Annotated in this window: 21 protein-coding genes; 13 read left to right on the top strand and 8 right to left on the bottom strand. The window is 60.4% G+C overall.

What is annotated here, in order from left to right:
* The 3 genes from DW892_RS04265 to pdxS form a co-directional block, all read right to left on the bottom strand.
* Positions 1-447, bottom strand: a 447-nt coding sequence (locus DW892_RS04265) for a transposase (protein WP_199577678.1), incomplete at its 3' end; no start/stop codon positions are given.
* Between the two features lie 355 nt (positions 448-802).
* Positions 803-1,390 carry a pyridoxal 5'-phosphate synthase glutaminase subunit PdxT gene (gene pdxT / locus DW892_RS04270; protein WP_117765938.1) on the bottom strand — a complete coding sequence of 196 codons (588 nt, stop codon included), beginning with the start codon at positions 1,388-1,390 and terminating at the stop codon, positions 803-805.
* Between the two features lie 20 nt (positions 1,391-1,410).
* Positions 1,411-2,301 carry a pyridoxal 5'-phosphate synthase lyase subunit PdxS gene (gene pdxS, locus DW892_RS04275; RefSeq protein WP_117765940.1) on the bottom strand — a complete coding sequence of 297 codons (891 nt, stop codon included), beginning with the start codon at positions 2,299-2,301 and terminating at the stop codon, positions 1,411-1,413.
* 145 nt (positions 2,302-2,446) lie between these two features.
* Here pdxS and DW892_RS04280 point away from each other — a divergent pair, with 145 nt between their 5' ends.
* Positions 2,447-3,862, top strand: a complete 1,416-nt coding sequence (locus DW892_RS04280) for a PLP-dependent aminotransferase family protein (RefSeq protein ID WP_158567024.1) — start codon at positions 2,447-2,449, stop codon at positions 3,860-3,862.
* Positions 3,863-3,934: 72 nt separating this feature from the next.
* On the opposite strand, the gene DW892_RS04285 is transcribed toward DW892_RS04280, so the two are convergent.
* Positions 3,935-4,498: a ferritin family protein gene (locus DW892_RS04285; protein ID WP_070097113.1), complete on the bottom strand. Its 564-nt coding sequence runs from the start codon at positions 4,496-4,498 to the stop codon at positions 3,935-3,937.
* Between the two features lie 253 nt (positions 4,499-4,751).
* On the opposite strand from DW892_RS04285, the gene DW892_RS04290 reads away from it, so the two are divergent.
* The 8 genes from DW892_RS04290 to DW892_RS04325 all read left to right on the top strand — a co-directional run bounded on the left by DW892_RS04290 (position 4,752) and on the right by DW892_RS04325 (position 13,854).
* Entirely contained in the window at positions 4,752-5,972 is a 1,221-nt protein-coding gene (locus DW892_RS04290; protein WP_117765944.1) for an iron-containing alcohol dehydrogenase, read from the top strand.
* Positions 5,973-5,980: 8 nt separating this feature from the next.
* A complete protein-coding gene (locus DW892_RS04295) occupies positions 5,981-7,360 on the top strand; it encodes an aldehyde dehydrogenase (RefSeq protein WP_117765946.1) in 1,380 nt (459 codons plus the stop codon).
* A 264-nt stretch (positions 7,361-7,624) separates the two neighbouring features.
* Positions 7,625-7,804 (top strand): hypothetical protein, encoded by a 180-nt coding sequence (locus tag DW892_RS04300; RefSeq protein ID WP_117563521.1) that lies wholly within the window; start codon positions 7,625-7,627, stop codon positions 7,802-7,804.
* A 66-nt stretch (positions 7,805-7,870) separates the two neighbouring features.
* Positions 7,871-8,416, top strand: a complete 546-nt coding sequence (locus DW892_RS04305; RefSeq protein ID WP_233546816.1) for a metallophosphoesterase — start codon at positions 7,871-7,873, stop codon at positions 8,414-8,416.
* Between the two features lie 73 nt (positions 8,417-8,489).
* Complete coding sequence (locus tag DW892_RS04310) at positions 8,490-9,326, top strand: PRD domain-containing protein (RefSeq protein WP_158548887.1); 837 nt, start codon at positions 8,490-8,492, stop codon at positions 9,324-9,326.
* A 340-nt stretch (positions 9,327-9,666) separates the two neighbouring features.
* Positions 9,667-11,115: a PTS transporter subunit EIIC gene (locus DW892_RS04315; RefSeq protein ID WP_117765950.1), complete on the top strand. Its 1,449-nt coding sequence runs from the start codon at positions 9,667-9,669 to the stop codon at positions 11,113-11,115.
* Between the two features lie 77 nt (positions 11,116-11,192).
* Positions 11,193-11,957 (top strand): ChbG/HpnK family deacetylase, encoded by a 765-nt coding sequence (locus DW892_RS04320; protein WP_117765952.1) that lies wholly within the window; start codon positions 11,193-11,195, stop codon positions 11,955-11,957.
* A gap of 139 nt (positions 11,958-12,096) precedes the next feature.
* The gene (locus DW892_RS04325) at positions 12,097-13,854 is read left to right on the top strand and encodes a DUF2130 domain-containing protein (protein WP_117765954.1); all 1,758 of its coding nucleotides are present in this window, start codon (positions 12,097-12,099) and stop codon (positions 13,852-13,854) included.
* Positions 13,855-13,933: 79 nt separating this feature from the next.
* Here the strand turns inward: DW892_RS04325 and DW892_RS04330 are convergent, their stop codons facing one another.
* The 3 genes from DW892_RS04330 to DW892_RS04340 all read right to left on the bottom strand — a co-directional run bounded on the left by DW892_RS04330 (position 13,934) and on the right by DW892_RS04340 (position 18,799).
* Positions 13,934-16,615: an RNA helicase gene (locus DW892_RS04330; protein WP_117765956.1), complete on the bottom strand. Its 2,682-nt coding sequence runs from the start codon at positions 16,613-16,615 to the stop codon at positions 13,934-13,936.
* A gap of 311 nt (positions 16,616-16,926) precedes the next feature.
* The gene (locus DW892_RS04335; RefSeq protein WP_117765958.1) at positions 16,927-17,766 is read right to left on the bottom strand and encodes a tRNA (guanosine(46)-N(7))-methyltransferase TrmB; all 840 of its coding nucleotides are present in this window, start codon (positions 17,764-17,766) and stop codon (positions 16,927-16,929) included.
* 112 nt (positions 17,767-17,878) lie between these two features.
* Entirely contained in the window at positions 17,879-18,799 is a 921-nt protein-coding gene (locus DW892_RS04340; protein ID WP_147349845.1) for a hypothetical protein, read from the bottom strand.
* Between the two features lie 219 nt (positions 18,800-19,018).
* Between DW892_RS04340 and DW892_RS04345 the strand changes: the two genes are divergently transcribed.
* From DW892_RS04345 to DW892_RS04360, 4 genes are all read left to right on the top strand, one after another.
* The gene (locus tag DW892_RS04345; protein ID WP_117765962.1) at positions 19,019-19,741 is read left to right on the top strand and encodes a helix-turn-helix domain-containing protein; all 723 of its coding nucleotides are present in this window, start codon (positions 19,019-19,021) and stop codon (positions 19,739-19,741) included.
* Positions 19,738-20,637 (top strand): DUF4097 family beta strand repeat-containing protein, encoded by a 900-nt coding sequence (locus DW892_RS04350; RefSeq protein WP_117765964.1) that lies wholly within the window; start codon positions 19,738-19,740, stop codon positions 20,635-20,637. Before DW892_RS04345 ends, DW892_RS04350 begins: the two co-directional genes overlap by 4 nt.
* Before the next feature lie 97 nt (positions 20,638-20,734).
* Positions 20,735-22,642, top strand: a complete 1,908-nt coding sequence (locus DW892_RS04355; RefSeq protein WP_117765966.1) for an elongator complex protein 3 — start codon at positions 20,735-20,737, stop codon at positions 22,640-22,642.
* Complete coding sequence (locus tag DW892_RS04360) at positions 22,643-23,521, top strand: spermidine synthase (protein WP_117765968.1); 879 nt, start codon at positions 22,643-22,645, stop codon at positions 23,519-23,521.
* Positions 23,522-23,547: 26 nt separating this feature from the next.
* Here DW892_RS04360 and DW892_RS04365 read toward each other — a convergent pair whose 3' ends face one another.
* A complete protein-coding gene (locus DW892_RS04365; RefSeq protein WP_117765970.1) occupies positions 23,548-25,992 on the bottom strand; it encodes a DEAD/DEAH box helicase in 2,445 nt (814 codons plus the stop codon).
* Positions 25,993-26,042 lie beyond the last annotated feature (50 nt).

The following is a 26,042-nucleotide window of genomic DNA, read 5'->3' on the forward strand; positions in this document are numbered from 1 at the left end:
GAGGGCCTCGCCGCGGCCCGGGACCCCCGACAGGGAGTCCGGCACGCCCAGGGCGGTCCGCGCGATCACCTCGGCGTCGCGCTCGTCGGTCTTGGCCTCGCCGGCGAACAGCCCGGCGGCGCGGCTGGCGGCGAGGCCGGGCAGGTGGGCGACCGCCAGCCCCGCGGCGCGGGCCCGCCTCACGGCGAGGGACCCTATGTTGCGGAACTGGTCGACCACGACGAGCGTGCCGGCGGGCGCGGAGGAGAACAGCGCGTCGAGAGCGCCCTCCCGGTTGCGGACGGGGGCGCTGGCCAGCACCTCCCCGCCGCGGTCGATCAGGCAGGCCCAGTGGGAGGACTTGCCGACGTCCAGGCCGAGCACGGCCCCTGGTCTGGTCGATGGCGCTTTCACGGTGGTATCCTTCCGGTAGTCGTTCGACCGGATGGCCTCCCCCTCGGCACTCACATTACCAGCCGCGGCCTCTGCCCGGCACTTTCCTATCAGCCGTCGGGGGCGGCGCGTCCCGCGCCGGCAGCACCCAACAGGCCCTCTCGGGGGCAGGGACGTTCGGCCGTGCGCGGGCGCCCGGTCGGCGGCCCGTTCTGGGCGCGCCTCAATCGTAGCCCGAGACGGGCCCGGGCTGACAATTTCGACTGTAATGGACGTTCTTAAATAACTAGTCGTTTAAGGACGTCCCCAACGACTGCATAACGTGAGAGTGGATAATTTCCCGGTTTGGGCCTGTATTCGAGCTCAAAGTGGGAGATTATCCACTCTCGTCTATTAAGTGTCCGAAAATCCGCACTCGTTTCGATTCCGCCTACATTTGTAGGAACAGTTCGTGGAGGCGGGTGTCTTCGTCGAGTTCGGGGTGGAAGGTTACGCCGAGCTGATTGTCTTGGCGGGCAGCGACGATGCGGCCATCGACTTCGGCCAGGGCCTTGGCGTCGCCGTGGACCTCGACGATGCGGGGCGCGCGGATAAACGTCAGCGGCGCTTCGCCGTCGATGCCGGCTACTTGCCCCTTGGTTCGAAAGCTGCCGAGCTGCCTGCCGTAGGCATTGCGCTCGACAAGTACATCCATGGTTGCCAAACGCGGCGTGCCTTTATCGTCATGGGCGGCAAGGTCGTGAGCCAGTAGAATCAAGCCGGCGCAGGTGCCCAGGACGGGCATGCCTTCAGCGATACGGGCGCGAAGCTCCTCGAGCATGCCCAGCTCATCAAGCAGCTTCCCTTGAACGGTGGACTCGCCGCCGGGAAGTACCAGACGGTCAAAGTCCTGCATCAAATCAGCCGCCTGCCTCAGCTCAATACAACGTGCGCCCAGCTCGGATAGTCTTGTCTCGTGCTCGGCAAAAGCGCCTTGGACCGCCAGCACGGCGACCGTCTGGCCTGCATAATCGCTCATGTGCGATCCTTTCTGCTGGACTAGCGTCCGCGCTCCTCCATGATGATCTCGATCTCGTCAGCGTTGATACCGACCATGGCCTCGCCCAGGTCCTCAGAAAGCTCGGCAATGAGCTTGGCGTCGGTGAAGTTTGCCACAGCCTTAACGATGGCGGCGGCGCGTTTGGCGGGGTTGCCGCTCTTAAAGATGCCCGAGCCGACAAAGACGCCCTCGGCACCCAGCTGCATCATCAGCGCGGCGTCCGCGGGGGTTGCTACACCGCCGGCGGCAAAGTTCACCACGGGAAGCTTGCCCGTGGCATGGACCTCGCGCACAAGCTCGACTGGAACTTGCAGTTGCTTAGCTGCCTCAAAGAGCTCGTCATCGCGCAGAGCAGCAACGTCGCGGATTTGCTTTTGAATCTTGCGCATGTGGCGCACGGCTTGGACGACGTCGCCCGTGCCCGGCTCGCCCTTGGTGCGAATCATTGTGGCGCCCTCGGCAACACGGCGCAACGCTTCGCCCAGATCGCGGGCACCGCAGACAAACGGGACGTCAAACTGGGTCTTATCGATGTGGTAGACATCGTCGGCGGGGGAGAGAACCTCGGACTCATCGATGTAGTCGATCTCGATGGCCTGAAGGACCTGCGCCTCGACGATGTGACCGATGCGGCACTTGGCCATGACGGGGATGGAGACGGCCTCTTGAATGCCCTTGATCATCTTGGGGTCACTCATGCGCGACACGCCGCCGGCGGCGCGGATGTCGGCCGGGATGCGCTCGAGAGCCATGACGGCGCAGGCGCCTGCCTCCTCGGCGATACGTGCCTGCTCGGGCGTGGTGACGTCCATGATGACGCCGCCCTTGAGCATCTGCGCGAGCTCGCGATTGAGTTTGACGCGATCGGCCTTGCTGGTCTGTTCTGCCATTGTTGCTCCCTTGGTTGGCATGTGCATTGCTTGACGGAACATCCTATCGGGGAGCTGGGTATGGCGAAATACTCAGTTTTCGAGATAATAACAAGACCAGACTAATACCAGATTGAATGATTCGATAAGGTCAGGTGATAGGCTCGTGCTTGACTACAATTTGGAAAAACGCGGCGAAGCATCGCTCTATGAGTATGTTTACCAGCAAATTCGAGATGATATCGTAGCTGGACGCATTGCGGCGGGGGAACATCTGCCGTCTAAGCGAGCCTTTGCCAGTCATCTGGGAATTAGTGTCATTACAATCGAAAATGCATATAGCCAGTTGCTTGCCGAGGGCTATATTTGCTCAAAGCCGCGCCGTGGTTACTACGCGTGCGAGCTTCCCGATGCACCGGTTTTGGCTTCGGCTGCGGAGGGCATCGACCGAGATGACGCCTCCGTGGGCCCCAGCGCGCATGATGTCAACGGACAAGTCGAGCGATTCGACGCACTTTCTCCTTCCGCCTTGGAGGCGGCGCGGCTTTGGCAAAGCGCGCTACGGGCGACGCTGACATCCGAAGATGAACGTGAAATCTTTTCGACCGCGCCGGCACAGGGCACCGCTCGGCTACGACGCGCTATCGCTCACCATTTGCGTGGGACAAGGGGCATGAATGTCGACCCCGACAACATCGTTATCGGTGCGGGCGCCCAGTTGCTCGATACCATGTTGGTTCAGTTGCTTGGAGCCGACAAGGTGTATGCCGTTGAGGATCCGGGCTATCTGCGCCTGACGCGCATCTATCAGGCCATGGGTTGCGAAGTGCGGCATATCCCGTTGGACGGTGAGGGCGTGGACTTGAGCGCTCTGCAGAAAACTGGGGCGGATGTCCTTCACCTGATGCCGTCTCACCAATATCCGACCGGCCTTGTGACGAGCATTGCGCGTCGCTATGCCCTGCTGAGCTGGGCCGCCGAGCAGCCGGACCGGTATCTCATCGAAGATGACTTTGATTGTGAGTTTCGCCTTGCCGGCAAGCCGATTCCCGCGCTCGCGTCGATCGATGCCGCCCAATCGGTCATCTACACCAACACGTTTTCGAAGAGCCTTTCATCGGCGTTACGTTTGGCGTACATGGTGCTGCCCGATGAACTAATGGAGAGGTTTAAACGCAACCTTGGTTTCTACGCCTCGTCGGTAAGTTCTGTTGACCAGGTCGCTTTAGCGCGCTTGCTGGAATCGGGTGATTACGAGCGGCATGTGAACCGCGTGCGCGTGCGTGCTCGCGAGGCACGCGATGGCCTGGCAGCGCTTGTACGGAAAGCGTTTCCGGCAGGGGAGGTCTCGATCGAGCATGCAGACGCGGGCCTTTACTGCACTGTTGCCCTGGCCGAGGACAAGGCAGGGGAGAGTTTCGCGAAGGCTCTCGCTGACGCTCGTATTTCCTATGTCAACATCGCCGATTGCCTGTGGACGGGTGATCGGGCATCGACTAAGAACGCTCCATCTCGCGTCCTCATACAATACGACGACCTGAGCTCTCAGTCGCTCAGTGTTCTTCAGGAGCAACTGCAATAAGCCAACGAAAAGGCCCGAACCAATACGGTCCGGGCCTTCTTCGAGCTAGAGGTTATGTCTCAGGCAGTTGGCTTAGCCAAAGTAGCGCTTGAGCAGGCCAGCGAAAGCCTTGCCGTGGCGAGCCTCGTCGCGGGCCATCTCGTGCACGGTGTCGTGGATAGCATCGAGACCGGCGGCCTTGGCGCGCTTGGCAAGATCGGTCTTGCCGGCGGTGGCGCCATTCTCGGCCTCAACGCGCATCTCGAGGTTCTTCTTGGTGGAATCGGTCACGACCTCGCCCAGGAGCTCGGCGAACTTGGCGGCATGCTCGGCCTCCTCGTGGGCAGCCTTCTCCCAGTACAGGCCGATCTCGGGATAACCCTCGCGATGAGCAACGCGAGCCATGGCCAGGTACATACCGACCTCGGAGCACTCGCCCTCAAAGTTGGCGCGCAGATCGGCAACGATGTCCTCGGAGACGCCCTCCATCTTGGCGACGCCCACGACGTGCTCGGCAGCCCACTCGAGCTGGCCCTCCTCCTGCTTCAGGAAGCGAGAGCCAGGAACGCCGCACTGGGGGCACTTGAAATCCTCGGGCAGCTGGTCGCCGTCGAACTCTTCCACATAACCGCAAACGGGGCAAACAAACTTCATGATTCGATCCTTTCGATCGATGGCGATGGTGCGCTCGTCCGGTCCCGTAAGGGCCCTCTCCGGACGTGCGTCTTGACGAGTTCTATTATCCATAAATGAGACCGAATGTGAAGCCTATTAGGAATGATTTTTAATAAAACAATTTAAGCATGTGTAGATGTTGATTGATTAACGATTGCTAGACCTCGTGCGACCTCCGATGAGTACAATCGGTCGAGCAAATGTTGACCAATCAACAAATGAAGGAGCTTCCTTTATGCATCTAGCCCGCCGCGCCTGGTGCCGAACGTATCAAACGGTTTTTCGCATCGCATTGCCGGTGCTGCCCTATACCGAGCCACGCATTTTAGAGCACGCTGAGGAAGTGCCCGCAGTGCTTCAAAAGCGTTCAATACACCATGTTCTTATCGTGACAGATCCCGGCATTGCCCGTCTGGGGCTCACGGCACCGCTCGAGACAGCGCTCGCGTCCAAGGGAATTAGCGCTGCGGTCTATGCCGAAACACGTGCGAACCCCACGGTCTCAAACGTGGAGGAAGCGGCATCTCTGTATCGAGAGAGCGCCTGCCAGGCCATTATCGGCTTTGGCGGCGGTTCGGCCATGGACTGCGCCAAGGGCGTGGGCGCGCGCATCGCGCAGCCAAAGAAGCCCATCAACAAGATGCGCGGCCTGTTGCGTATCCATCGTCGCCTGCCGCTGCTCATCGCCGTTCCCACCACGGCGGGCACGGGAAGCGAGGTCACGCTTGCAGCGGTAATTACCGACGACGAGATGCACTACAAGTATCCCATTAACGACTTTGTGCTGATCCCGCGCTTTGCGGTGCACGACCCCGAGTTTACGCGCGGCCTGCCCGCCTCCATTACAGGGCAAACGGGCATGGACGCCCTGACGCATGCCGTCGAGGCCTTTATCGGGCGCAGCACCACGCCCTATACGCGCAAGATGGCGCGCCAGGCGGTGCAGCTCATCCACGACAATTTGCTCGAGGCCTATGAGTGCGGTGGCAACATGTGTGCGCGCCGCAATATGCTTTCGGCGGCGTATAAAGCGGGCGTTGCCTTTACGCGCTCTTATGTTGGATACGTCCATGCCATCGCGCACAGCCTGGGCGGGCGTTACGGGATTCCCCACGGCTTGGCCAACGCCATCATCCTGCCGCACATGCTTCGCGCCTATGGCGAAGCTGCTGCTCCCAAGCTCGCCGATCTCGCCCGCATGGCCGGCATTGCGCCGGCTAATGCGCTGGACAACGTGGCTGCTGAGGCCTTTATCGATTGGGTCGACCGCATGAACGCCGCCTTGGGCATACCCAAATATGTGACGGGCATTCGCCGCTCCGATATTCCACAAATGGCGGCCCATGCCGATGCCGAGGCCAATCCGCTATACCCCGTTCCGCTTCTAATGGACCGTTTGGAGCTCGAGCGTATGTACGAGGTCGTCGCGGGTGGTATGTTTGAGGGCGAGAATTAGGAGGGTCCATGAACACCGAGGAAATTGCGCGCATCGTCGGCGATCAGCGCGCCTACTTTAAGACACACGCCACGTTTGATGTCGATGCTCGACGTCGTGCGCTCGTGAGTTTACGCGATGCGGTGCGGGCCCACGAGGCCGATATTGCCCATGCGCTCAAGACCGATTTGGGAAAGTCGCATGACGAGGCGTATATGTGCGAGATCGGCACCTCGCTTTCCGAGATTCGTTATCAGATTGCGCATGTGGCTCGATGGAGTCGCTCGCGCCTGCGTCCGTGTGACCTCGCCAACGCCGTGAGTGTGTGCAAGACGCAGTCCGTGCCCTATGGCGTCACACTCATCATGGCTCCGTGGAACTACCCGTTTTTACTGACGCTCGAGCCACTCGCCGGCGCCCTTGCCGCGGGCAATACCGTGGTCATCAAGCCGAGCGCCTATGCTCCGGCATCGAGCGCGGTGCTCAAGCAAATCTGTGAAGAGGCATTTGATCCGCGCTTGGTGACGGTCGTCGAAGGCGGGCGTGCCGAAAACGAAGCGTTGCTCGATGAGTGCTGGGACAAGATCTTCTTTACCGGTAGCGTTCCGGTCGGCAAGCTCGTCATGGAGCGTGCAAGTAAAAACCTCACACCCGTGACGCTTGAGCTGGGCGGAAAGAGTCCCTGCATCGTGGATGCGACGGCTAACTTGAAGGTCGCGGCACGCCGTATCGCCTTTGGTAAATGGCTCAACGTGGGGCAGACCTGCGTGGCGCCCGACTACCTGCTGGTCGATGCGCGCGTGCACGACGAGCTGCTGGACCTCATCAAGGAGGAGGCCCGCCGCATGTTTGGCGAGCATCCGCTCGACAATGAGAATTACGGTCATATTGTCAACGCCAAGCATTTCGCGCGCGTACGCGGGCTGATCGACCCCGACAAGGTTGTGCTGGGAGGTACCGCGCGCGAGTCGTCGCTCAAGATTGAGCCGACGATTTTGGACGGCGTGGCGCCTGAGGACGCCGTAATGCAGGAGGAGATTTTCGGCCCCATCTTGCCGGTGCTGTCGTTTGAGAGCCTAGACGAGGCCGAGACGTTTATTACGGATCGTCCGACGCCGCTGGCCCTGTATATCTTTAGCCAAGACCGTGAGGTTCAGCAGCGCTTTGTGCGTTACGTGCCCTTTGGTGGTGGCTGTGTTAATGACACCATTATGCATTTGGCCACGAGCCATATGGGCTTTGGCGGCATGGGGGCGAGCGGTATGGGACAGTACCATGGACGCGAGAGCTTCGATACGTTTAGCCACAAGAAGAGCATCGTGAACAAGGCAACGTGGCTGGACGTGCCGTTCCGCTATGCCCCTTACGCAAGCTGGAAGCACAAGTTCGTGCGCATGTTTGTGCATTAGAATCAGATGACATAGGGATAAACAAAGTGGCCGCCCCCGCGTAAGCGAAGACGACCATTTCTCACGATGAAAACGTGTATCGGAGTTGGCAAGACCCGCTGCCACGGGTGCCATCCGTGTTCCTATCTTATCTGCAAGCGTTCCGTTGCGCAAGCGTTGCGGCAAACGATTGAAAGACGCAGACAGGATGAATTTGTGTCCGCACGGGCCCGTAGACTTCTCAACTACGTTGTGGATGCTCGCTAATCGGTAATGGAGGCGCACGTGTTTGATGACGATGACCTGTTCGATCTGACAGACGATCCGTTTGAGTGGGATATGCTACTCGATGACGATGAGTTGGAGCAGGACCGTAAGAAGCGGCAGGGCAAGAAGACGCGGGATGACGCTTCGAAAAAGCAGGACAAGCGTCGCCGAGGTCTGTTCGGCGGGCTCTTTGGGTGACTGTCTCATCGCCGCGTCTGTATACTAAACAGGTCTTATACGCGTTGCGAAATGAGGACAGAGACGATGATGTGGTTTACCGCCGACCTGCACCTGGGCGATACGAATATCTTGCACGACATGGATCGACCGTTTGATTCGGTCGAGGAGATGAACCGCAAGGTCATCGATGCCATCAATGAGTGCGTGGCTGTGGACGACCGCCTCTATATCTTGGGAGACTTTACCTATCGTTTGCCCCTGGCGGAGGCGGTGCGCCTGCGCGAGCGCATCGAATGTCAGAACGTAACGCTCATCTGCGGTAACCATGACGGCGACTGGGAAGATCCAGACGCGCCGCACATTTGGGATGAGGTGCGCGATTATCTGGAGGTCGCCCCCGGTTACGCGAAGGGCCATCGCCTGGTAATGAGCCATTACCCCATGCTCAGCTGGAACGGCAAGGCGCGTGGCGCCATCATGTTGCACGGGCATATCCACAGCAGGGGAGACCGCACCAACGCGCGCAACCGCGATCGCGAGCGCCCCATCTTTCGCTATGATGTCGGCCTCGATGCCAACGAGTACAAGCCCGTAAGCCGTGACCAAATCCTAGGCTTCTTTGGACTGTAGCTGTAAGTGCAGGTAGAATGAACGCGCCGCGCGGATGGTCTGTGCGGCGCGTTTCAGTAGGAGCGATGAATCCATGAGGGCTATCCAGCGCATTAACCATAACGCTGCCATCTGCGAAGACGGCGCGGGGCGTCAGCTTATCGCGCTGGGTCGTGGTATCGGCTTTGGCGATATGCCGCATGAGGTCGACCTGGATGTCATCACGCGTACCTTTTACGGCATTGATTCAAAGTACCTGGCGTTTATTGATGAGGTCGACCCCGAGGTGCTGGAGTTTTCTGCTCAGCTGGCTGATATCGCAACCGGACAGCTTTCGTACGAATTGAGCCCTAACCTCCCCATTACACTGGCGGACCATATCCAGTTTGCCATTAAGCGCGCCCGCGAACACATGGTGGTGTCGTTGCCGCTCGAGCGCGATCTGGAGCAGCTGCATCCCATCGAATACCGCTTGGGCGAGCTGGCTGTTCGCGGCATCCAGAAAAGCTTCCGTGTGCGTATGCCCCGAAGCGAGGCCGCGGGCATTGCCATGTCGATTGTCAACGCATCGGTTAAGCCGAGCGAGCGGCGCGTGCTTGCCGAGCAGCACGAGGAGCGACTGCTCGATATGACGGTCGCGATTATTCAAGAAGAGTTGGGTGTGACGGTCGATCGCTCGTCGTTCGCCTTTGCCCGCTTTGCCACTCATGTGCGCTATCTGCTCGACCGCGTGGCAAAGAAAGAGCCGATCGATACCGAGAACTCCGGTCTTTACGACGTGCTCGTGGAGCAGTATCCGGCGGCATCGCGTTGCGCTCACCGTGTCGACGATCTGATTCAAGAGACCTTTGGCGAGCCATTGGCCCAAGAGGAGCTCGTCTATCTGATCATGCATGTGAATCGCGTGGCTTCTGTCCACTCGGATAAATAGGCTCTCTGGTATTTCCTTTCCGTCATGGCGACCGTTCGCGGGTCGTTTGCTACCGTTCGTCGGTAATCTGAGCCGCAACGAACGCATCTGCCGCATATACTCGCCGTGTGTTGGGTGTTACTCACGGCGCAGCTCCGAGAGGCACTACCGATTCTGCCGAGACCATAATTGGGTCTCTGTCGGTTGTGCGCGGGGCTTTTTTCATGTCGATCCACCCGGGAATCACATGCAAATCAATCTCTTGCCAACTGATATCGCGCGCTGCGCAGGCGCGAGCGGAATCGTGCGTCTTGGCGCCGTGAAGTCCCACGGCCTTTAGTTGGAAGAGAAGGGATTCGACATGGCTGTCGATAACAAGAAGATTGCCGAGGACGTGCTCGCTGCCGTCGGCGGCGCCTCCAATGTGACGAACGCGACGCACTGCATGACCCGCTTGCGTCTGAACCTCAAAGATCAGTCCATTCCCAATGATAATGAAGTTAAGAAGATCAAGGGTGTGCTGGGCGCACAGTGGTCTGGCGGCCAGTATCAGGTCATCATTGGCCAGAACGTGCCGAAGGTCTATGACGCCGCCATTGCGCTGGGCGTCAAGGGCGAAGGCTCCATTGACGAGAGCCTCGATGACGGCACCAAGGAGCCACTGACGGTCAAGACTGCGGGCAAGAAGGCCCTTAACTACCTGTCCAAGACAATGTGCATGACGATCCCCATTATCATGGGCGCCGCCATGTTCCGCACACTTGCCGTACTTTGCGGCGACGGCATGCTCGGTATCTGGTCTGCTGATTCCGACATCTACAACTTCTTCTACAACTGGATTTACAACGCAGGCTATTATTTCCTCCCTGTTTATCTGGGTTGGGCTGCCGCAAAGCAGCTCGGCTGCAGCCAGCCGCTCGGCATGATGCTCGGCGGCGTGCTCATTGCCCCTGAGTTCATGACGCTGGTCAACGCTGCGGCGGATTCGGGTGCTACGACCACGATGGTTTACGGCGCGCTCCCGGCTCAGCTGAACAACTATTCTGCGACCGTGCTCCCCATGCTGCTGTCTATGCCGGTGCTGATGGTCGTCGAGAAGTTCATGAAGAAGATCATCCCCGACATGCTCTCCACGGTGTTTGTGCCCGTGTGCACCATGGCTGTGATGACCCCCGTTTCCCTGTGCGCCCTAGCTCCGATTGGTTCCATTCTGGGCGACCTGGTCGGCAACTTTATGTTCGGCCTCGGAAACGCTGGCGGCATCGTCACGATCCTCTCCCTCGTCGCCATTGCTGCGCTTTGGGAGTTCCTGGTTATGACCGGTATGCACCAGGTTCTGATTGCCCTCGGCATTGTGCAGGTGCTCACCTCAGGGTCTGACTCCTGCGTTATGGTCGCGGGTGCTATCGCTCAGTTCGCCACGTGGGGCATGGCCTTCGGTGCCTTCCTGCGCCTTAAGGAGGTCGACGAAAAGGGCGCTATGCTTGGTTTCTCGCTCTCCGGCATTGTCGGTGGCGTGACGGAGCCCGCGCTGTATGGCTGCGGCTTTAAGTATACTCGCTGCCTGGGTGCCATGGTCGCGGGCGGCGCTATCGGCGGCCTGATCGCGGCTCTCACTAATGTGACCACGTATGTTTTGGGCGCAACTAATATCCTTGGTATTACAGGTTATGTTGCAGGCGGAACTGCTAATCTCGTATGGGGCTGCGTTGCATCGGGCACTGCATTTGTTGCCGCCGCTGCCATCGCCTACTTCTTTGGCTTTACCAAGGAGCAGCTCGACGAAGACGCTGCTGCCGCCAAAGCCTAAAGCATCCGTTCGGTAGGACAATTATCTGGGGCACTTGGCTGCGCTTCAAGTGTCCCTTTCCGTAGATGGGGGTCAATATGAAGCAATTGCTCATTCGTGCCGACGATATCGGTTATTCGTATGCCGTTAACCTGGGGATTGCCCGCAGTATCAATGAGGGCCTGGTGCGCTCGGCGGGACTTATGCCCAATATGCCCGAGGCCGAGCGTGGCTGGTCGCTCGTGGCGGATGTCGGCATTGCGGTGGGTCAGCACACCAACGTGTGCCTGGGCAAGCCGTGTGCCGACCCGGCGCTCATTCCGAGCATGCTCAACGAGAACGGCGAGTTCCATAGCAGCCGTACCTTCCGCGATCATTTTAAGCGCGGCGAGGAGTTGATAGACTTCGACGAGGCCTGCATCGAGATCCGCGCGCAGCATGACCGCTTTGTCGAGATCGTGGGCCGCGAGCCCGATTACTTTGAGGCCCATGCCGTCATGAGCAAAAACCTTAACCGAGCGATCTCGGCGGTTGCTCAGGAGCTGGGCCTTAAGGAGCAAAAGGCGAGCTTCGACCCCGCGGCTGTGGTGCATTGCGGAGATACTGATCTGCGCATGGTGATGCGCTCGATGGAGCCGGGCTACGAGCCCAAAGAGGCAATCATGCAGACGGTTCGCGAGATGGTGGACGGCGAGACGGTCGTCTTTGTGTGCCATCCGGGCTATCTCGATCGTTTTATCCTGGAGAACAGCTCGCTCACGACCGACCGCACCAAGGAAGTCGATGCGCTGATCGACCCCGAGCTTCGCACTTGGCTTGAGTCTCAACCTGATCTTCGCCTGATCGACTACCGCGACCTGTAAGGACCCAAGTCACCACAAAGGGGACAGTCGCCTTTGTGGTGGTTCTGGCGCCGTTGCCATTATGGCGGCGGCGTCTTTTTTGTCCGTGCGGCGCGGTAGAGTGTAGGCGGTTGAAATTTGCGTCCATCGAGGAGCTGCCATGAACGAGATCAAGTGCCCGCATTGCGGCGAAGTGTTTAAGGGCGATGCGTCCGGCTATGCAGATATCGTCAAACAGGTGCGCGATGCCGAGTTCTCGCGCGATCTTGATGAGCGTGTGAAGGCGGTCCAGCGCGAGGGCGAGCAGGCGCTGGAGCTTGAGCGTTCGCGTTCGACGGCTGCCTTGCAAAAGGCAGAGTCTCAGCGCGACGCTGAGCTCGTAGAGCAGAAGAACGCTGCGGCTCAACAGCTGGCGCAAGAAGTCGCCAAGCGCGATGCCGAGCTTGCCGAGCTGCGCGCCAAGCTCGAAGGCGCTACTGCAGAGCGCGAGAGTGCAAGCCAGCGCGCGGCGGTTGAGGCCCGCGCCGATGCTCAAAAGGAGAATGCCGAACTGCAGCGCGAGATCGACAACCTGCGTGCGCAGTTGGGGCGCAAAGATGATGAAGCCAAGCTTGCCGAGGCAGCGGCACGCAATGCTGCTCAAAACGACCTGTCCGCACGTGATGCCCAGATTGCCGAGCTGCAAGCCAGGCTCGCCGCGGCGGACAAGGCCCAGGAGATGGCGCTTGCTGCTGCTGCGGCCGAATCGCAGCGTGAGCTCGAGGCCGCTCGCAGCGAGGCCGAACGTACGCTTGCTGACTATCGCGCGAAGGTTCAGGAGAAGTTTTCCGTCGCAAAGGCTCAGTCCGAGCAGGAGGCCGAGGGTCTGCGTGCTCAGCTGCGCGAACAGGAACTGACGGCCAAGATGAACCTATCGGAGGCGGTCGCCGCGGCGGAGCGTGAGCGTGACGAGGCCCGCGCCAAGCTCACGAGTGAGCTGGCGGTGCGCGATTCACGCGAGGAGCAGGCCAAGGCGGCACACGAGCTCGAACTTGCGCAGACCAAGCGCGCGAACGAGGAACTGATTCGCTACAAGGATGAAGAGATTGAGCGCCTTAAGGACATGAAGGTCCGCCTGTCCACCAAGATGGTGGGCGAGTCGCTCGAGCAGCACTGCGAGACCGAGTTTAATCGTCTGCGCATGACGGCGTTTCCCAACGCGTACTTCGAGAAAGATAACGATGCGTCCGAGGGCACCAAGGGCGACTTTATCTTCCGCGAGTGCGACGCGAGCGGCAACGAGATCATTTCGATCATGTTCGAGATGAAAAACGAGAACGACGAGACCGCGACCAAACACAAGAACGAGGATTTCTTTAAGAAACTCGATCACGATCGCCGCCAGAAAGGCTGCGAGTATGCGGTGCTCTGCACCCTGCTGGAGCCCGAGAGTGACCTCTATAACGCGGGTATCGTCGACGTGAGTTACCGCTATGAGAAGATGTACGTGATCCGCCCGCAGTTCTTCATCCCCATGATTACGCTCCTTCGCAACGCCGCTATGGGTTCGCTTCGCTATAAGCAGGAACTGGCGGAGTACAAACAGCAGAATATCGATGTCACGAACTTCGAAGCCAAGATGGAGAAGTTCAAGGATGGCTTCTCGCGCAACTACAACCTGGCGAGCAAGCAATTCGAGTCGGCAATCAAGGAGATCGATGCCGCCATTAAGCAGCTCGAGAAGACCAAGGACGACTTGCGCCGCAGCACCGAGAACCTACGCTTGGCCCACAACAAGGCCGATGAGCTTACCATTCGCAAGCTCACATGGGGCAACAAGACCATGAAGGCAGCGTTTGACGAGGCGCGCGAGGCTGCGCCAGAGACAAACGAGGAGCCAGCCGAGGCGGATTCGTATGAGGTCGAGGATGCCGAGTAAGGCATAGCGGATAGTGAAAAAGCGGGGCTGCTGGCGATGTTGCCAACAGCCCCGCTTCGTTTCGTCCCAATATGCTTGGCTAATCCTCGAGCAAATCCTCGATAAAACCGACGCGGTAGTTCTTGAAGATGACCTCGCCACCGTCTTGCGTGGCGTCCAGATCGACATCGCCCATGATGCCAAAGTCGTGGTCGCCGTCCTCGTCGGCAAAAATCTGGTGCACGTGCCACACGTGGAGCGCCTTCTCGTCGGACTCGTCGATCGAGAACATAGCAGAGGAGCGCGCGTCGCCGTCGGTGAGAATCTCCTCGTGCTGCTCGTGGTAAGCGTCGAGTGCTTTTTGCCAGCGGATCTCGCTCATGCCCCAGTCGTCGTCGAGTTCGCCCAGGTCGCGCACATGCTCGCGGGCGGCAAGAGTCACGCGGCGGAAGAGCGCGTTGCGCACCAACAGCGTGCAGCCGCGACGGTCCGCCACGACCTCGTCGATGCCCTGCGGCGGCGTGGCGTCGAGGGCTGCCGGGTTGCCAGCGTTCTCCCACTCGTCTACCAAGCTCGAGTCGACCGAGCGCACCACAAAGCCCAGCCACGAGATAATGTCGCGCAGGCGCTCGTCGCGCTTCTCGATGGGTACGGTGCGGTCGAGCGAACGGTAAGCCTCTGCCAGGTAGCGCAGCAAAATGCCCTCGGAGCGGGCGATGCCGAGCTTTTGAATGTAGCCCTTAAAATCGCTCGCGCTCTCCAGCATATCGCGCAGAACGCTCTTGGGAGAGAGTTGGTAGTCGTTTGCCCAGGGTACTTCCTGGCAGTACTTGTCAAAGGCGGCGTCGAGCAGGTCCTCAAGCGGCTTTTCGTACGTGACGTCCTGAATACGCTCCAGGCGCTCCTCATACTCGATGCCGTCGGCCTTCATCTCGGCCATAGCGCGATCGCGCGCGGCACGCTCCTGTGCGCGCAGCACCTGTTTGGGGTCCTCGAGCGTGGCCTCGACCATCGAGATCAGATCCATGGTATAGGTCTCGCTCTCGGGATCGAGCAGCTCCAGCGCGGCAAGCAAAAACGGTGAGAGCGGCTGGTCGAGCGCAAAGTCCTCGGGCAGGTCGACCGTCAGCGCGTAGTCGATGTCCGGCGCGGCATCAGCCGGAGCGTCGGGTGCGGGCGGTACCTCGGTGCGCACGACGACGCCGGAGTCGATGAGCGTGGCGAAGATTTCGTCGGCGCGAACCTCGAGCTTAGCCTTTTCTTCGGGAGTCTGCAGGCTCGTCTCGATGAGGTCGTGTACGCGGGCGCGGGCGTCGCCGCCCTGCTCGACCACGCTAATCACCATGGAGTGTGTGATGCGAAGGCGCGGCTTGAGCGTTTCGGGCTGCGTCTCGATCAGGCGCTCAAAGGTCTGCTTGTTCCAGGTGACAAAGCCCTCGGGGGCCTTCTTCTTTTTAATCTTGCGGAGCTTCTTGGGGTCGTCGCCCGCCTTGGCCATGAGCTTGGCGTTCTCGATCTCGTGCTCGGGTGCCTCGGCAATCACCATGCCCTCGGTATCGAAGCCCGAGCGGCCGGCGCGACCGGCAATCTGATGAAACTCGCGGGCGCGCAGACGACGCATCTTGTAGCCGTCGAACTTGGTGAGCGCGGTGAGCACCACGGTATGGATGGGCACGTTGATACCGACGCCGAGCGTATCGGTGCCGCAGATGACGGGCAACAGGCCCTGTTGTGCCAAGCGCTCGACCAGCAGACGATAGCGCGGCAACATGCCAGCATGGTGCACGCCGACGCCGCATCCGAGCAAGCGCTTAAGAATCTTGCCAAAGGCCGTCGAGAAGCTCGTGCCCTTGGCCGCCTCCTTGATGGCCCCACGCTGCTCCTTGCTGGCAATACCAAAGTTGGCGAGGGATTGCGCCGTCGCAAGTGCGGCGTCCTGGCTAAAGTGCACGATGTAGAGCGGGGCCTCGCCGCGGCGCATTGCGAGCTCGACCGTGCCCTCGAGGGAGGTCGTCACGTAGTCGTAGCTCAGCGGCACGGGGCGTGGGGCATCGACGACCAGATCGCACGCGGCGCCGGTGTGCTCCTCGAGTGAGGCGGCGATCGCGGTGACATCGCCGAGCGTGGCGCTCATGAGCATGAATTGTGTGTGAGGCAGGGTGAGCAGCGGTACCTGCCAGGCCCAACCGCGATCGGGGTCGGCAAAGTAGTGGAACTCGTCCATGGCGACGCAGCCCACATCGGCATCTTCGCCCTCGCGCAGTGCGTCGTTAGCAAGGATCTCTGCCGTGCAGCAGATGACGGGCGCTTTAGTATTGATATGCGTGTCGCCGGTGATCATACCGACGTTATCGCGGCCGAGCACCTGTACCAGGTCGAAGAACTTTTCGCTGACCAAGGCTTTGATGGGGGCCGTGTAATAGCAGCGCTTGCCCTGCGCCATGCCCATAAAGAGCATGCCCAGCGCGACGAGCGATTTGCCCGATCCGGTCGGTGTGCCCAAAATGACGTGATCGCCGGCAGCCAGGTCCATGAGGGCCTCTTCTTGGTGATCCCACAGCTCGATGCCGCGGTCGCTCGTCCATTCAAAGAAGCGTTCGAAGGCCTGATCGGCCGTGAGCCACGGTTCGGGCTCACTGCCGTCTTCGGGCTCCCACCAGGTGGGGGAGAGCGCGCCGAGCGAGCCGAACTCGGCCTCGGTTCCCGTGCCGCCCGAGAATGAGCTGGCGGCGCCGGCGCCCGAGACGGTGCTGGCGGCGGTATCTGTCGTGGTCTGTGCCATGTGTGGTTGCTTTCTCTCGCGATTGTCCGCCAACTATTATGGCGTAGCGGCGGCGCGGGGTGCCAGCGCGCGAGAAAATGCAGGAAATGGGCGTTCTGCCCAGCCGTTTGGTGCAGTAGCCAGCTAAGTGAGTAGACTTTTTGCGATATCGCGAGCACATGGCTTTTGCGCAAGGGCTCTACCTGCGGTTTTAGTTTTCGCTATGCGGGTTGTGCTTTGCTATTGCTAAATAGTCTACTCACTTAGGTTTGAGGACCGTTCGCTGGCGCTTATTTGCGCTTGTTTGCCGATGCCGCGACCATCAGAAGCCCCTAGGACTCCTGCGGTAAGCGCTTCTTGCCCTTGCGGGCGCGGTTTCTAAAGTTCTCGACGGCTTCTTCCATGCCCAGAGGCACATAGGTGAGCTCATCGAGGTTATCGGGCAGGTAGCAGGCAAGACTTTGCTCCTGCATGTGACCCGCCGTGAGCACATCGTCACTGGGATGTGCGCCGGGTGTGGCGCAAATGCCATAGACGACGGCACCCATCTCGCGCGTGCGGCGCTCGTATTCGGTCTCGGGGTGCTCGGGATGGTCGCGGCGGACGTCGTCGCTTACCCAAAGCGTGTCGTAGCCTGCCGCAGCAAACTGCCCCAAGGCGTAGTCGCGCAATGGCTTACTGTCGGTTCGCAGTGTGACGGTGGCACCGGCTGAAAAGAGCGGACGGTACAGCATTAGGTGGTCGACATGGACGAGTCGCTTTTTGGCGTACTTGGCCTTGGGCTGCGGCGTGGGAAAGTTGATGGTGATGGCATCGAGCTCGCCTGCGGCAAATAGCTGCGACAGCGATGCGGCACCTCGGGGCAGGACGAGTGCGTTGGACAGCCCCTGCTCGCAGATTTTCTGTGCGGCATAGGCGATGCAGATGGGCTCCTGGTCCATACCGATAAAGAGCGTGTCGGGCTCGTGGGCCGCGCGCTCTACAAGGTACGTTCCCTTGCCACAGCCAAGGTCCAGGTGAAGGTGTTCGAAAGGCTTGCTGCCTGCGGGCGCACAGGCCTTGCGCCAATCTCCGGCATAGGCCTCGGGGTTCGTCTCAATCGCATCGGCATAGCGCTCCAAGCGCTCCTCGAGCACAAAGTTCTTAGGGGTGCGAGCGTGGACGGCTCCCATGAGGCTCCTTGGTCATAAGTATGGAACGCATGGCTGCGCGTTCCGGCGATGGGTTAGAAGGGGGCGATTTGCCCGAACGCTGCGGTGCGGCTCGGCGGCGAGTCGTCGGTGCCTACAGACGCTTGAGAATCACATAGCGGTTGAGCTCGCCGCTGCGACCGTCGGCGTGGAAACGCTCGAGCTCGCGTACGGGAACCTCGCCGCTCTTGTAGAACGTACGGACGCCGCGCACCAAGTCGGTGATCTGCTGATCGTCAAAGTGATGGCAATAGCGGTAGGCGTGGCGGTCGTTTTGCCAGCCAATGAGGTGGTCGCCGGCTTCAAACTGCGCGGAATCGTAACCCTCAAACGGCGGGGTGAGCTCGGCGCGGGCTTCGGCTCGAACGGCCTTGCGCGCCATGCGCTCGTCATTCATAAACTCCCAAAAGCTGATGGCGATGATGCCGCCCGGGTGCGTCTGGCGCACCAGGGCGTCGAGCACGCGTACGCGGTACTCGCATGACGGCACGTGGTGCATAAAGCCAAAGCAGACCGAGATGTCGGCGAGCGGGGCGTCGAAAAGCACGTCGGGTGTCTCGGCGGGGTTGAGCTTCATGAGGGCGTCGAGCACGTCGAGTTCCTGGAAGTGCAGGTTGGGAATGCGCAGGGCGTGGCCGTGGGCGTCTATTGCCAGATCTTGGCACGAGTCGACACCATAGAACTCAAACGGGCAGCTGGCATCTGCCGAGGGGTTTGCGCCGTCGACGCCCTTGGCGGCAAGTGCCCCGCCGGCGGCAAAGTTCTCGAATCGCATATTGCCGCAGGCAAGGTCGAAGACGCGGACGGGATGCTCGATCGTGGCCACATCGAGCTGATCAAGCGCGATGTCCATGGTGCGCACCCAGCCGGGCCACGGGGCCTGGCGCGTATCGGAAAAGGAAGCGGAGTGCTCGCGATAGAACGTATTGTTGAGCTGGATGAGCGATGATGCGAAATCGCGGTTCACGGCGCGGAACTCCCTCCGTTGGCGGTGCGGAATAAACAGTACGACCATACTACCGTTAACGCCGCAACGGGGACAACCGAGCTGCGGGTCATTGCTTTGTTTGGACACATTTCCGCAGCTCATATGCGCCCGCAACCTCCGGTTGTCAAAAATCTCACTAGAATAGGTGGCATGCTTTTGGCGGTGGCGGATAGATTTTTAACTGTGCAAGGCGCCTTAAGAACAAAAACGGTCCGGCGGCACGGCTGGCATCACATAGGAGGAACCATGAATGTAGAAACTGCGCAGCGGCTCGCCGACCTTCGCCGCAGCAAGGGCTTTAGCCAAGAGGGATTGGCGCGAAAGCTGGGACTGTCGCGCCAGGCGGTCAGTAAATGGGAGCGCGCGGAGAGCTCGCCCGATACCGAGAACCTGATCTCGCTCGCCAAGCTCTATGGTGTGAGTCTGGACGAGCTGCTCAATCCGAGCGACGAGATCGAGGACGATATCGAGTTTGAGAATGAGGACCGCGCCCGCCAGCGCGAGGCCGAGGCGGCGGAGCGAGCCCGTACCCACGAGGCGGCGGCACGCGCTACCGAGGCCGCAACGCAGGCGAGTGATGCCGCGGCTAAGGCGGCGCAGGCTGCAAGCTGGAGCGCGCAGGCCGCCAATGCTGCTACGGCGCAGGTGACGAGTGGCGGCGCGGTTGGCTCGACTCCGGTGAAGGGGCCGTTCCAGTCGTTTCCGTATTGGGCCGTGTGCTGGCTGCTGTTCTTTTTGCTGATGTTCCTGTTTGGTGCCGGCCCCTTTGCCGCGCTAATCTTCTTCACGATTCCCATCTATCACTGGGTGGCGCGTGCGCTCGATGGCGATTGGGCGCGCGGGGATATTCAGATTGGTCCGGCGCCGGTGGCGGTTAAGGCTCAGGAGAAGGATGCTTCTGCGGAACCTGATGCTGACGTAGCTACTGCGGCCACCGCTGAGCCATGTGCCAAAGAGGGTGACGAATGATGAAGCTTTCGCATGAATCCAAGCTGCGCCTGGGCGTCGGCATCGGAGCGTTTGTGCTCATCATCGGGCTTGTCTTTGGCATTTCGCGGACTTTGATTCATTTTGATGGTCCGTGGGATCTCGACGATGTTGTATCCGGCTTGTCTGGTATGGACGATGTTGTTGACGACGATGTTTTGAACGATGGCGGTAAATATTCCGCTCAGCCTCAGCAGCTTTCGAGTGCGACCTTTGATGCCGATGAGTTCCGCTACCTCGATTTCGATATCAATGCGGCTTCGGTGGACGTCAAGGTTGTCGATGGCAACAAGGCTCGCGTTATCGAGCGGGGGCGCGTTGCCAAGGGTATGGATGCCTCCAAGGCCGCGACGCAAAACATCGCATTCGTCGAGGACTCGACGCTCAAGGTTTCCCAGTTTGGAAGTGATGACGGTAAGGCAATCGATCGCTCAGTTACGGTTGAGCTGCCGCGCCGTGTTGCCGAACATCTGAAGGGAGTCAACGCGCACGTGGGCTCGGGTGATCTGCAGATTGCCGGTGTCATCTGTGATGGTTTTGACCTTTTCCTGGGTGCGGGAGATGTAGAGTTTACGGGCAGCGTGACTGATGCGCTCAGTGCTGAGGTCGGTTCGGGCGATGCGACGTTCGAGCTCTACCAGGCTCCCGCGAAGTCGATGGACGTAAGCGTGGGCTCGGGCGATGTGGAGATAACGGTTCCGAACTCTACGGGCTTTACGGCGAGTCTCACCGTGGGCAGCGGTGACTTCGAGAGCGATTTCCTTCCGCTTGGCTACGATGGCGAGACCATATTGAATCTTGAATTCGACAACGGTGATAAGTCTGCCACGTATCGTTTTAAGGTCGGTTCGGGTGACATGTCGTTTGATCCGGAGTGACATGTGGTTTTCGGAGATCGGTACATATAGGCATGCTCTTTGATGGAGGCGCCGGGGCCGTGACTGGCTCCGGCGCCTTTGCCTTTACAATGGGGACATGGAACAGATTATCTTGAACATACTCGAGGCTCTGCGTCGCGGCGAGACCGTGGACGACAAGGCGCTCGTCAAACTGATACATGCCGAGGCGCGCCGTGAGGGTGCCGACAAACGCGATTTGGCCAAGCGCCGTCTGCTGCCGTTCTACCAGCGGGTTAAACGTGAGGAGCCGGCTCGGTGGGCTGCGTGGAATGTCGATTCCGATCTGGAACGCCAACTGCTGCAGGTGCTGCGCATGAAGCCGCGCCGCACGGCTTCGGGCGTGGCGACCATTACCGTCATCACCAAGCCCTGGCCATGCTCGGGCGATTGCCTATTTTGTCCCAACGATCTGCGCATGCCCAAAAGCTATCTGCATGCCGAGCCGGCGTGCGCCCGTGCGGAGCAAAATTGCTTTGACCCGTATCTGCAGGTGAGTGCCCGTTTGACGGCGCTTTCGCAAATGGGGCATGCGATCGATAAGATCGAGCTCATTGTGCTCGGCGGTACCTGGAGCGACTATCCGCAAGGGTATCAAACGTGGTTTATGTCGGAGCTATTCCGTGCGCTCAATGACGATGCCGTCGCCGGCGTGGCGGCAAACCCCATGTTGGCGCGTCCGGGCGTCAGCCGTGCCGAGGCAGGGCGTCTGCTCGATGACGCTCCCGCCGATGCCCTGCCGCCTGTGGTAGCAGAGCGCCGCGAGCGCTATCGGGCCGCCGGCATTGCGACAGACGAGGTCGAGCTTGCTGCCGGCGTTGCCGACGAGCAGGGGCGTGTGGATGCTGCCGTGGGCGGCTATAACCGTGCGGTGTGTCGTCTGTACGGTCCCGGTACGCCGTGGGGCGAGGTCACTGAGTGGCAGACGGCAACGATGGAGGAGCTCGAGCGTCAGCAGCGCATCAACGAGACGGCGAAGCATCGCGTGGTGGGACTCGTTATCGAGACGCGCCCCGATGCTGTAACGCCGCAGGCGCTTACGCTCATCCGCCGCCTGGGCTGCACCAAGATCCAGATGGGTATCCAGAGCCTCGACCAGCACCTGCTCGATATCAACGAGCGTCGCATTTCGGTGGCGCAGATCGAGCGGGCGTTTTCGCTTGCGCGCCTGTTTGGCTTTAAGATCCACGCGCATTTTATGCTTAACTTGCTGGGCGCCACGCCCGAGGGGGACAAGCGCGACTACGAACGCTTTATGACCGAAGGGGCCTTTATGCCCGACGAGGTCAAGGTCTACCCGTGCGCGCTCATCGAGGGCTCGCGTCTGGTGGGCTGCTATGAGCGTGGCGAGTGGCGCCCCTATACCGAGGAAGAGCTGCTTGATGTGTTGGCCGATGACATCGTGGTGACGCCGGCGTTCTGCCGCATCAGTCGCATGATCCGCGACTTTAGCTCCGACGACATCATGGTGGGCAACAAGAAGCCCAACCTGCGTCAGCTCGTCGAAAACCGCTTGGCGGCTCGTGGGGAAGGCACGACGGTGCGTGAGATTCGCTATCGCGAGATCAGTACGGCGGGTGCCGACCTGGATGAGCTGACCCTTGACGAGGGGGTGGCGTACGAGACGCCGGTGACGCACGAGCGCTTTTTGCAGTGGGTGACACCGCAGGGCAAAATCGCGGGCTTTTTGCGCCTGTCCCTGCCCGACCGCGCGTTTGTTGCCGCGCACGCGGACGAGTTGCCGACGATGCCGGAGGAGGCAATGATTCGCGAGGTGCACGTGTATGGCATGGCGGCGCGCGTGGGCGATCAGGGCCAGGCGGCGCAGCATCACGGGTTGGGGCGTTTGCTCGTAGAGCGTGCGTGCGAGATTGCCCGGGATGCCGGCTATGCGCGCATCAACGTGATCAGCGCGATCGGTACGCGCGAGTACTATCGCCATCTTGGTTTTTATGACCATGGCCTTTATCTGCAAAAGGAGCTCTAGATGAACAAGCCGAGTGTTTCTGCCGGCGTCGTTGCCGGCGTTGCTCTGGGAGCCGCGGCGCTTGGTGCGGCCGCTGTCGCTGTTCGTGCTGCCTGTCTGCAGGTTGCGCGAACCTGCAATGGGTTGGCGCGTGTGAAGCGCGTGCACGACGAGGGCGGCGACGAAGTCCGCGTATTGGTGCAAGGCGGCGTCTACCAAAGCGCGAGTTACGTTGGCGAGCGTTGGGCTGAGCCCGCCTTTGCGTACTATCGTGCGTTTGACGACGTGTTTGAGGCCGAGGATGCGATGCGCGACGTTTATGGTCACGGTATCAGCCGTATGCTCATGCTGGGTGGCGGCGGGTTTGCCTATCCCAAGTTTGCACTGATGTCGCACGAGGGTTTGCGCATGGACGTCATCGAGTATGACGGAGAGATTACGCGTCTGGCCCGCCGCTGGTTCTACCTAGACGAGCTGGAGCGCACGGCGGGCGATCGCCTACGGGTGATTACTGCCGAGGCGCGTTCGTACCTGGGCGTGACGAGCGTGGGGCATCGTCGCTACGACGTGATCGTGAGCGATTGCTTTGGCGGTGCCGAGCCCGTGCGCGAGCTGGCGACCGTTGAGGCGCTGCGTTTGGTGCGGGGTAGCTTGAACCCCGGGGGTATCTACGTTGCCAATATCGTGAGCGCAAACGAGGGAGGCGATGTGACGTTCCTGCGTGATTGCGCTGCCACGGCACTCGAGGTATTCGCCCACGCCTGGGTGGTCCCATGTGGCGATGCGGAGTTCGGCGGCGAGGAAAACTACCTGCTCATCGCCAGCGACGGCAACTACGCCTTTGCCGAAGCCGTGCCCTTCGACACCGACTTCCTCGGCACCGTCCTTCACGACAAATAAGTCTCCCCGTCCCAAAAAGACTGGTCTTAGGCGTGGTCGCGCCAGCCGAGAACGCGCTGCTTCATGTCTTCGATGTCGAGCACGCCTTCGGCAAAGCCCTTGCGCACGAGCTCTTCGGGAACGAACTCATCGTAACGATCAAAGTAAGGCACCTCGCCGGGATAGACGAGCTCGATGGGATCGAAGTCCTTCTCGGCCTCGGCGGCGAGCACTTCAAAGAACGTCTCCTCGTCGGCCTTCATCTTAAACTGCATAAAGTACGGGCGTGACGGGTCGAGTCCGCGAAGGCCTAACTCAGCAGCGCATTTGATTTTAAGCATGCGCTCAAGTGCTAGGAAGGCGTAGCTGCCCAACCAGGGGAAGAGCACCCAGGTGTCGCCACCCAGGTTGATGAGCGGCTTAGTTCCCGCACCCGAAATCTCGGCGGTATGACGAGCCTGTGCAAGACGTGCCCGTGCGTTGCCCATGAGATACGGATATGCCGCATGCTCGTTGAGCGCCTTGCGCATGCGCTCGAGTACGTGTGTATTGATGTCACCGGGGCAGTCGCCAAAGTAGGCCGGCACACGGCCCTTGACCTGCGTGGCAAAGACGGTATGACGCTTCCAGTCCACTTCCTCGACAATCCAGCAATGGCCTGCAATGGCGATGCGCTCACCGGGCGGTGGGGGATTGACGATCGTGCCCAACTCGGCCGACTCGCTGCGAACAGTGAACTCCTCGTTTTCCTGGAACACGGCATAGAACTTAAAGTTGTTGATGATGCGCTCGCCCGCGAGACCCACGATGAGCCCGCCGCCCTCGGTGACCTGGATATGGTCGATCTTAATGAGGTGACGCAGCAGCACGCGATAGTCATCGGCCGAGATGCGATGGAAATAGCTCAGTGTGAGCACGCGCTGGGCAAGTTCGGCCGGCGTGAGCTCTCCGGTGCTGGCGAGGGTCGACATGGTCTGGTGATAGAGCAGACTGTAGGGGAGTCGATCGAGCTCGGGCGGTTCGACCCACTTTTCCTCGCGATAGAGTTGTACAAGCGCGATGCCCTGCAGGAGCTTCCAAGGAATGGTCTCGGGCATCATCGTGCGCGGCTCGGGTTCTTCCTCGCGCATGACAAACCACATCTCGGGCGGAAGGTCGCGACGGCCTGTGCGGCCCATACGCTGCAAAAAGGAGCTGACGGTAAACGGCGCGTCAATCTGGAAGGCGCGCTCCAGGCGGCCGATATCGATACCGAGCTCCAGCGTAGAGGTGGTGACGGTTGTCTGCGCCTGCTCCTCGTCGCGCATGAGCTCCTCGGCCGTCTCGCGCAGCGATGCCGAAAGGTTGCCGTGGTGGATGAGAAAGCGGTCGGGCTCGTGTCGACTTTCGCAGTAGCTGCGCAGCATGGAGCACACGGCCTCTGCCTCCTCGCGCGAGTTGGCAAAGACCAGGCACTTGCGGCCGCGCGTATGCTCAAAGATGTAGCCCATACCGGGGTCGGCGTTGTCGGGTGCCGTGTCGGTGGGGTTGAGAAGCGCCTGCTCGGCCGCTCGTGGGATGTCGACTTCGCCCTCGGGGGCCGAGGAAGTGCGACGGTCTTTGGGAGCGGCCTTGCCCCGCGCCTGCTCGCGACGTTGACGGCGCTCCTCTTGTGTGAGTTGTCCGCTGTGACGCATGTCTTGGGCGCCGGCGGGCAGTGCCGCGGATGCCGCCGCCTCGATGCGCTCGCACGCAAGCACTTCGGCCTCTTGAGGACCCGTGCTCTCGAATCCCCGCTGCTGTGCCTGGGGACCCGAGTTGTAGAAGTGCTCCATGGAGATGCGCCACACGCGACGCGGTTCCTCAAAACGGGGGATAACGCAGTCGCGTCCCGTTCCCTGCGAGAGAAAGGCACCCGTGCGCTCGGGGTCGCCGATGGTGGCCGAAAGGCCAATGCGGCGAGGCTGCACGCCGGCCATGCGCGAGAGTCGCTCGATAAGGCAGAGCGTTTGCCCGCCACGGTCGCCGCGCATGAGCGAATGGACCTCGTCGATAACCACGTAGCGCAGGTCGCAGAACATGCGCGGGATCGCCATGTGCTTATGGATCAAGAGCGCCTCGAGCGACTCGGGTGTAATCTGCAAGATGCCGCTCGGCTTTTTGATGAGTTTGGCCTTGTGCGATTGCGAGACGTCGCCATGCCAGTGCCAGACGGGGATGTCGGCTTCTTCGCACAGGTCATTGAGGCGGACGAATTGGTCGTTGATGAGCGCCTTGAGGGGGCCAATGTAGAGGGCGCCCACGCTTGCGGGCGGGTTCTCCCAAAACTCGGTCAGGATGGGAAAGAAGGCTGCTTCGGTTTTGCCGGAAGCTGTGGATGCCGTCAGGAGTACATTGTCTTGTGTGTTAAAGATGGCATCTGCCGCCGCAACCTGAATGGAGCGCAGGCTCTCCCAATCGTGGGAGTAGATGAAGTCTTGGATAAACGGGGCGTAGCGGTCAAAGGCGTTCATGAGGCCTCCTTTCAAAAGCGAATCTCTCAACGCGGCGAGCAGTGGCTTGC

Origin of the sequence: Collinsella sp. AM40-7AC, from assembly GCF_003468125.1 — a bacterium.
GTDB classification, from domain to species: Bacteria; Actinomycetota; Coriobacteriia; order Coriobacteriales; family Coriobacteriaceae; genus Collinsella; species Collinsella aerofaciens_O.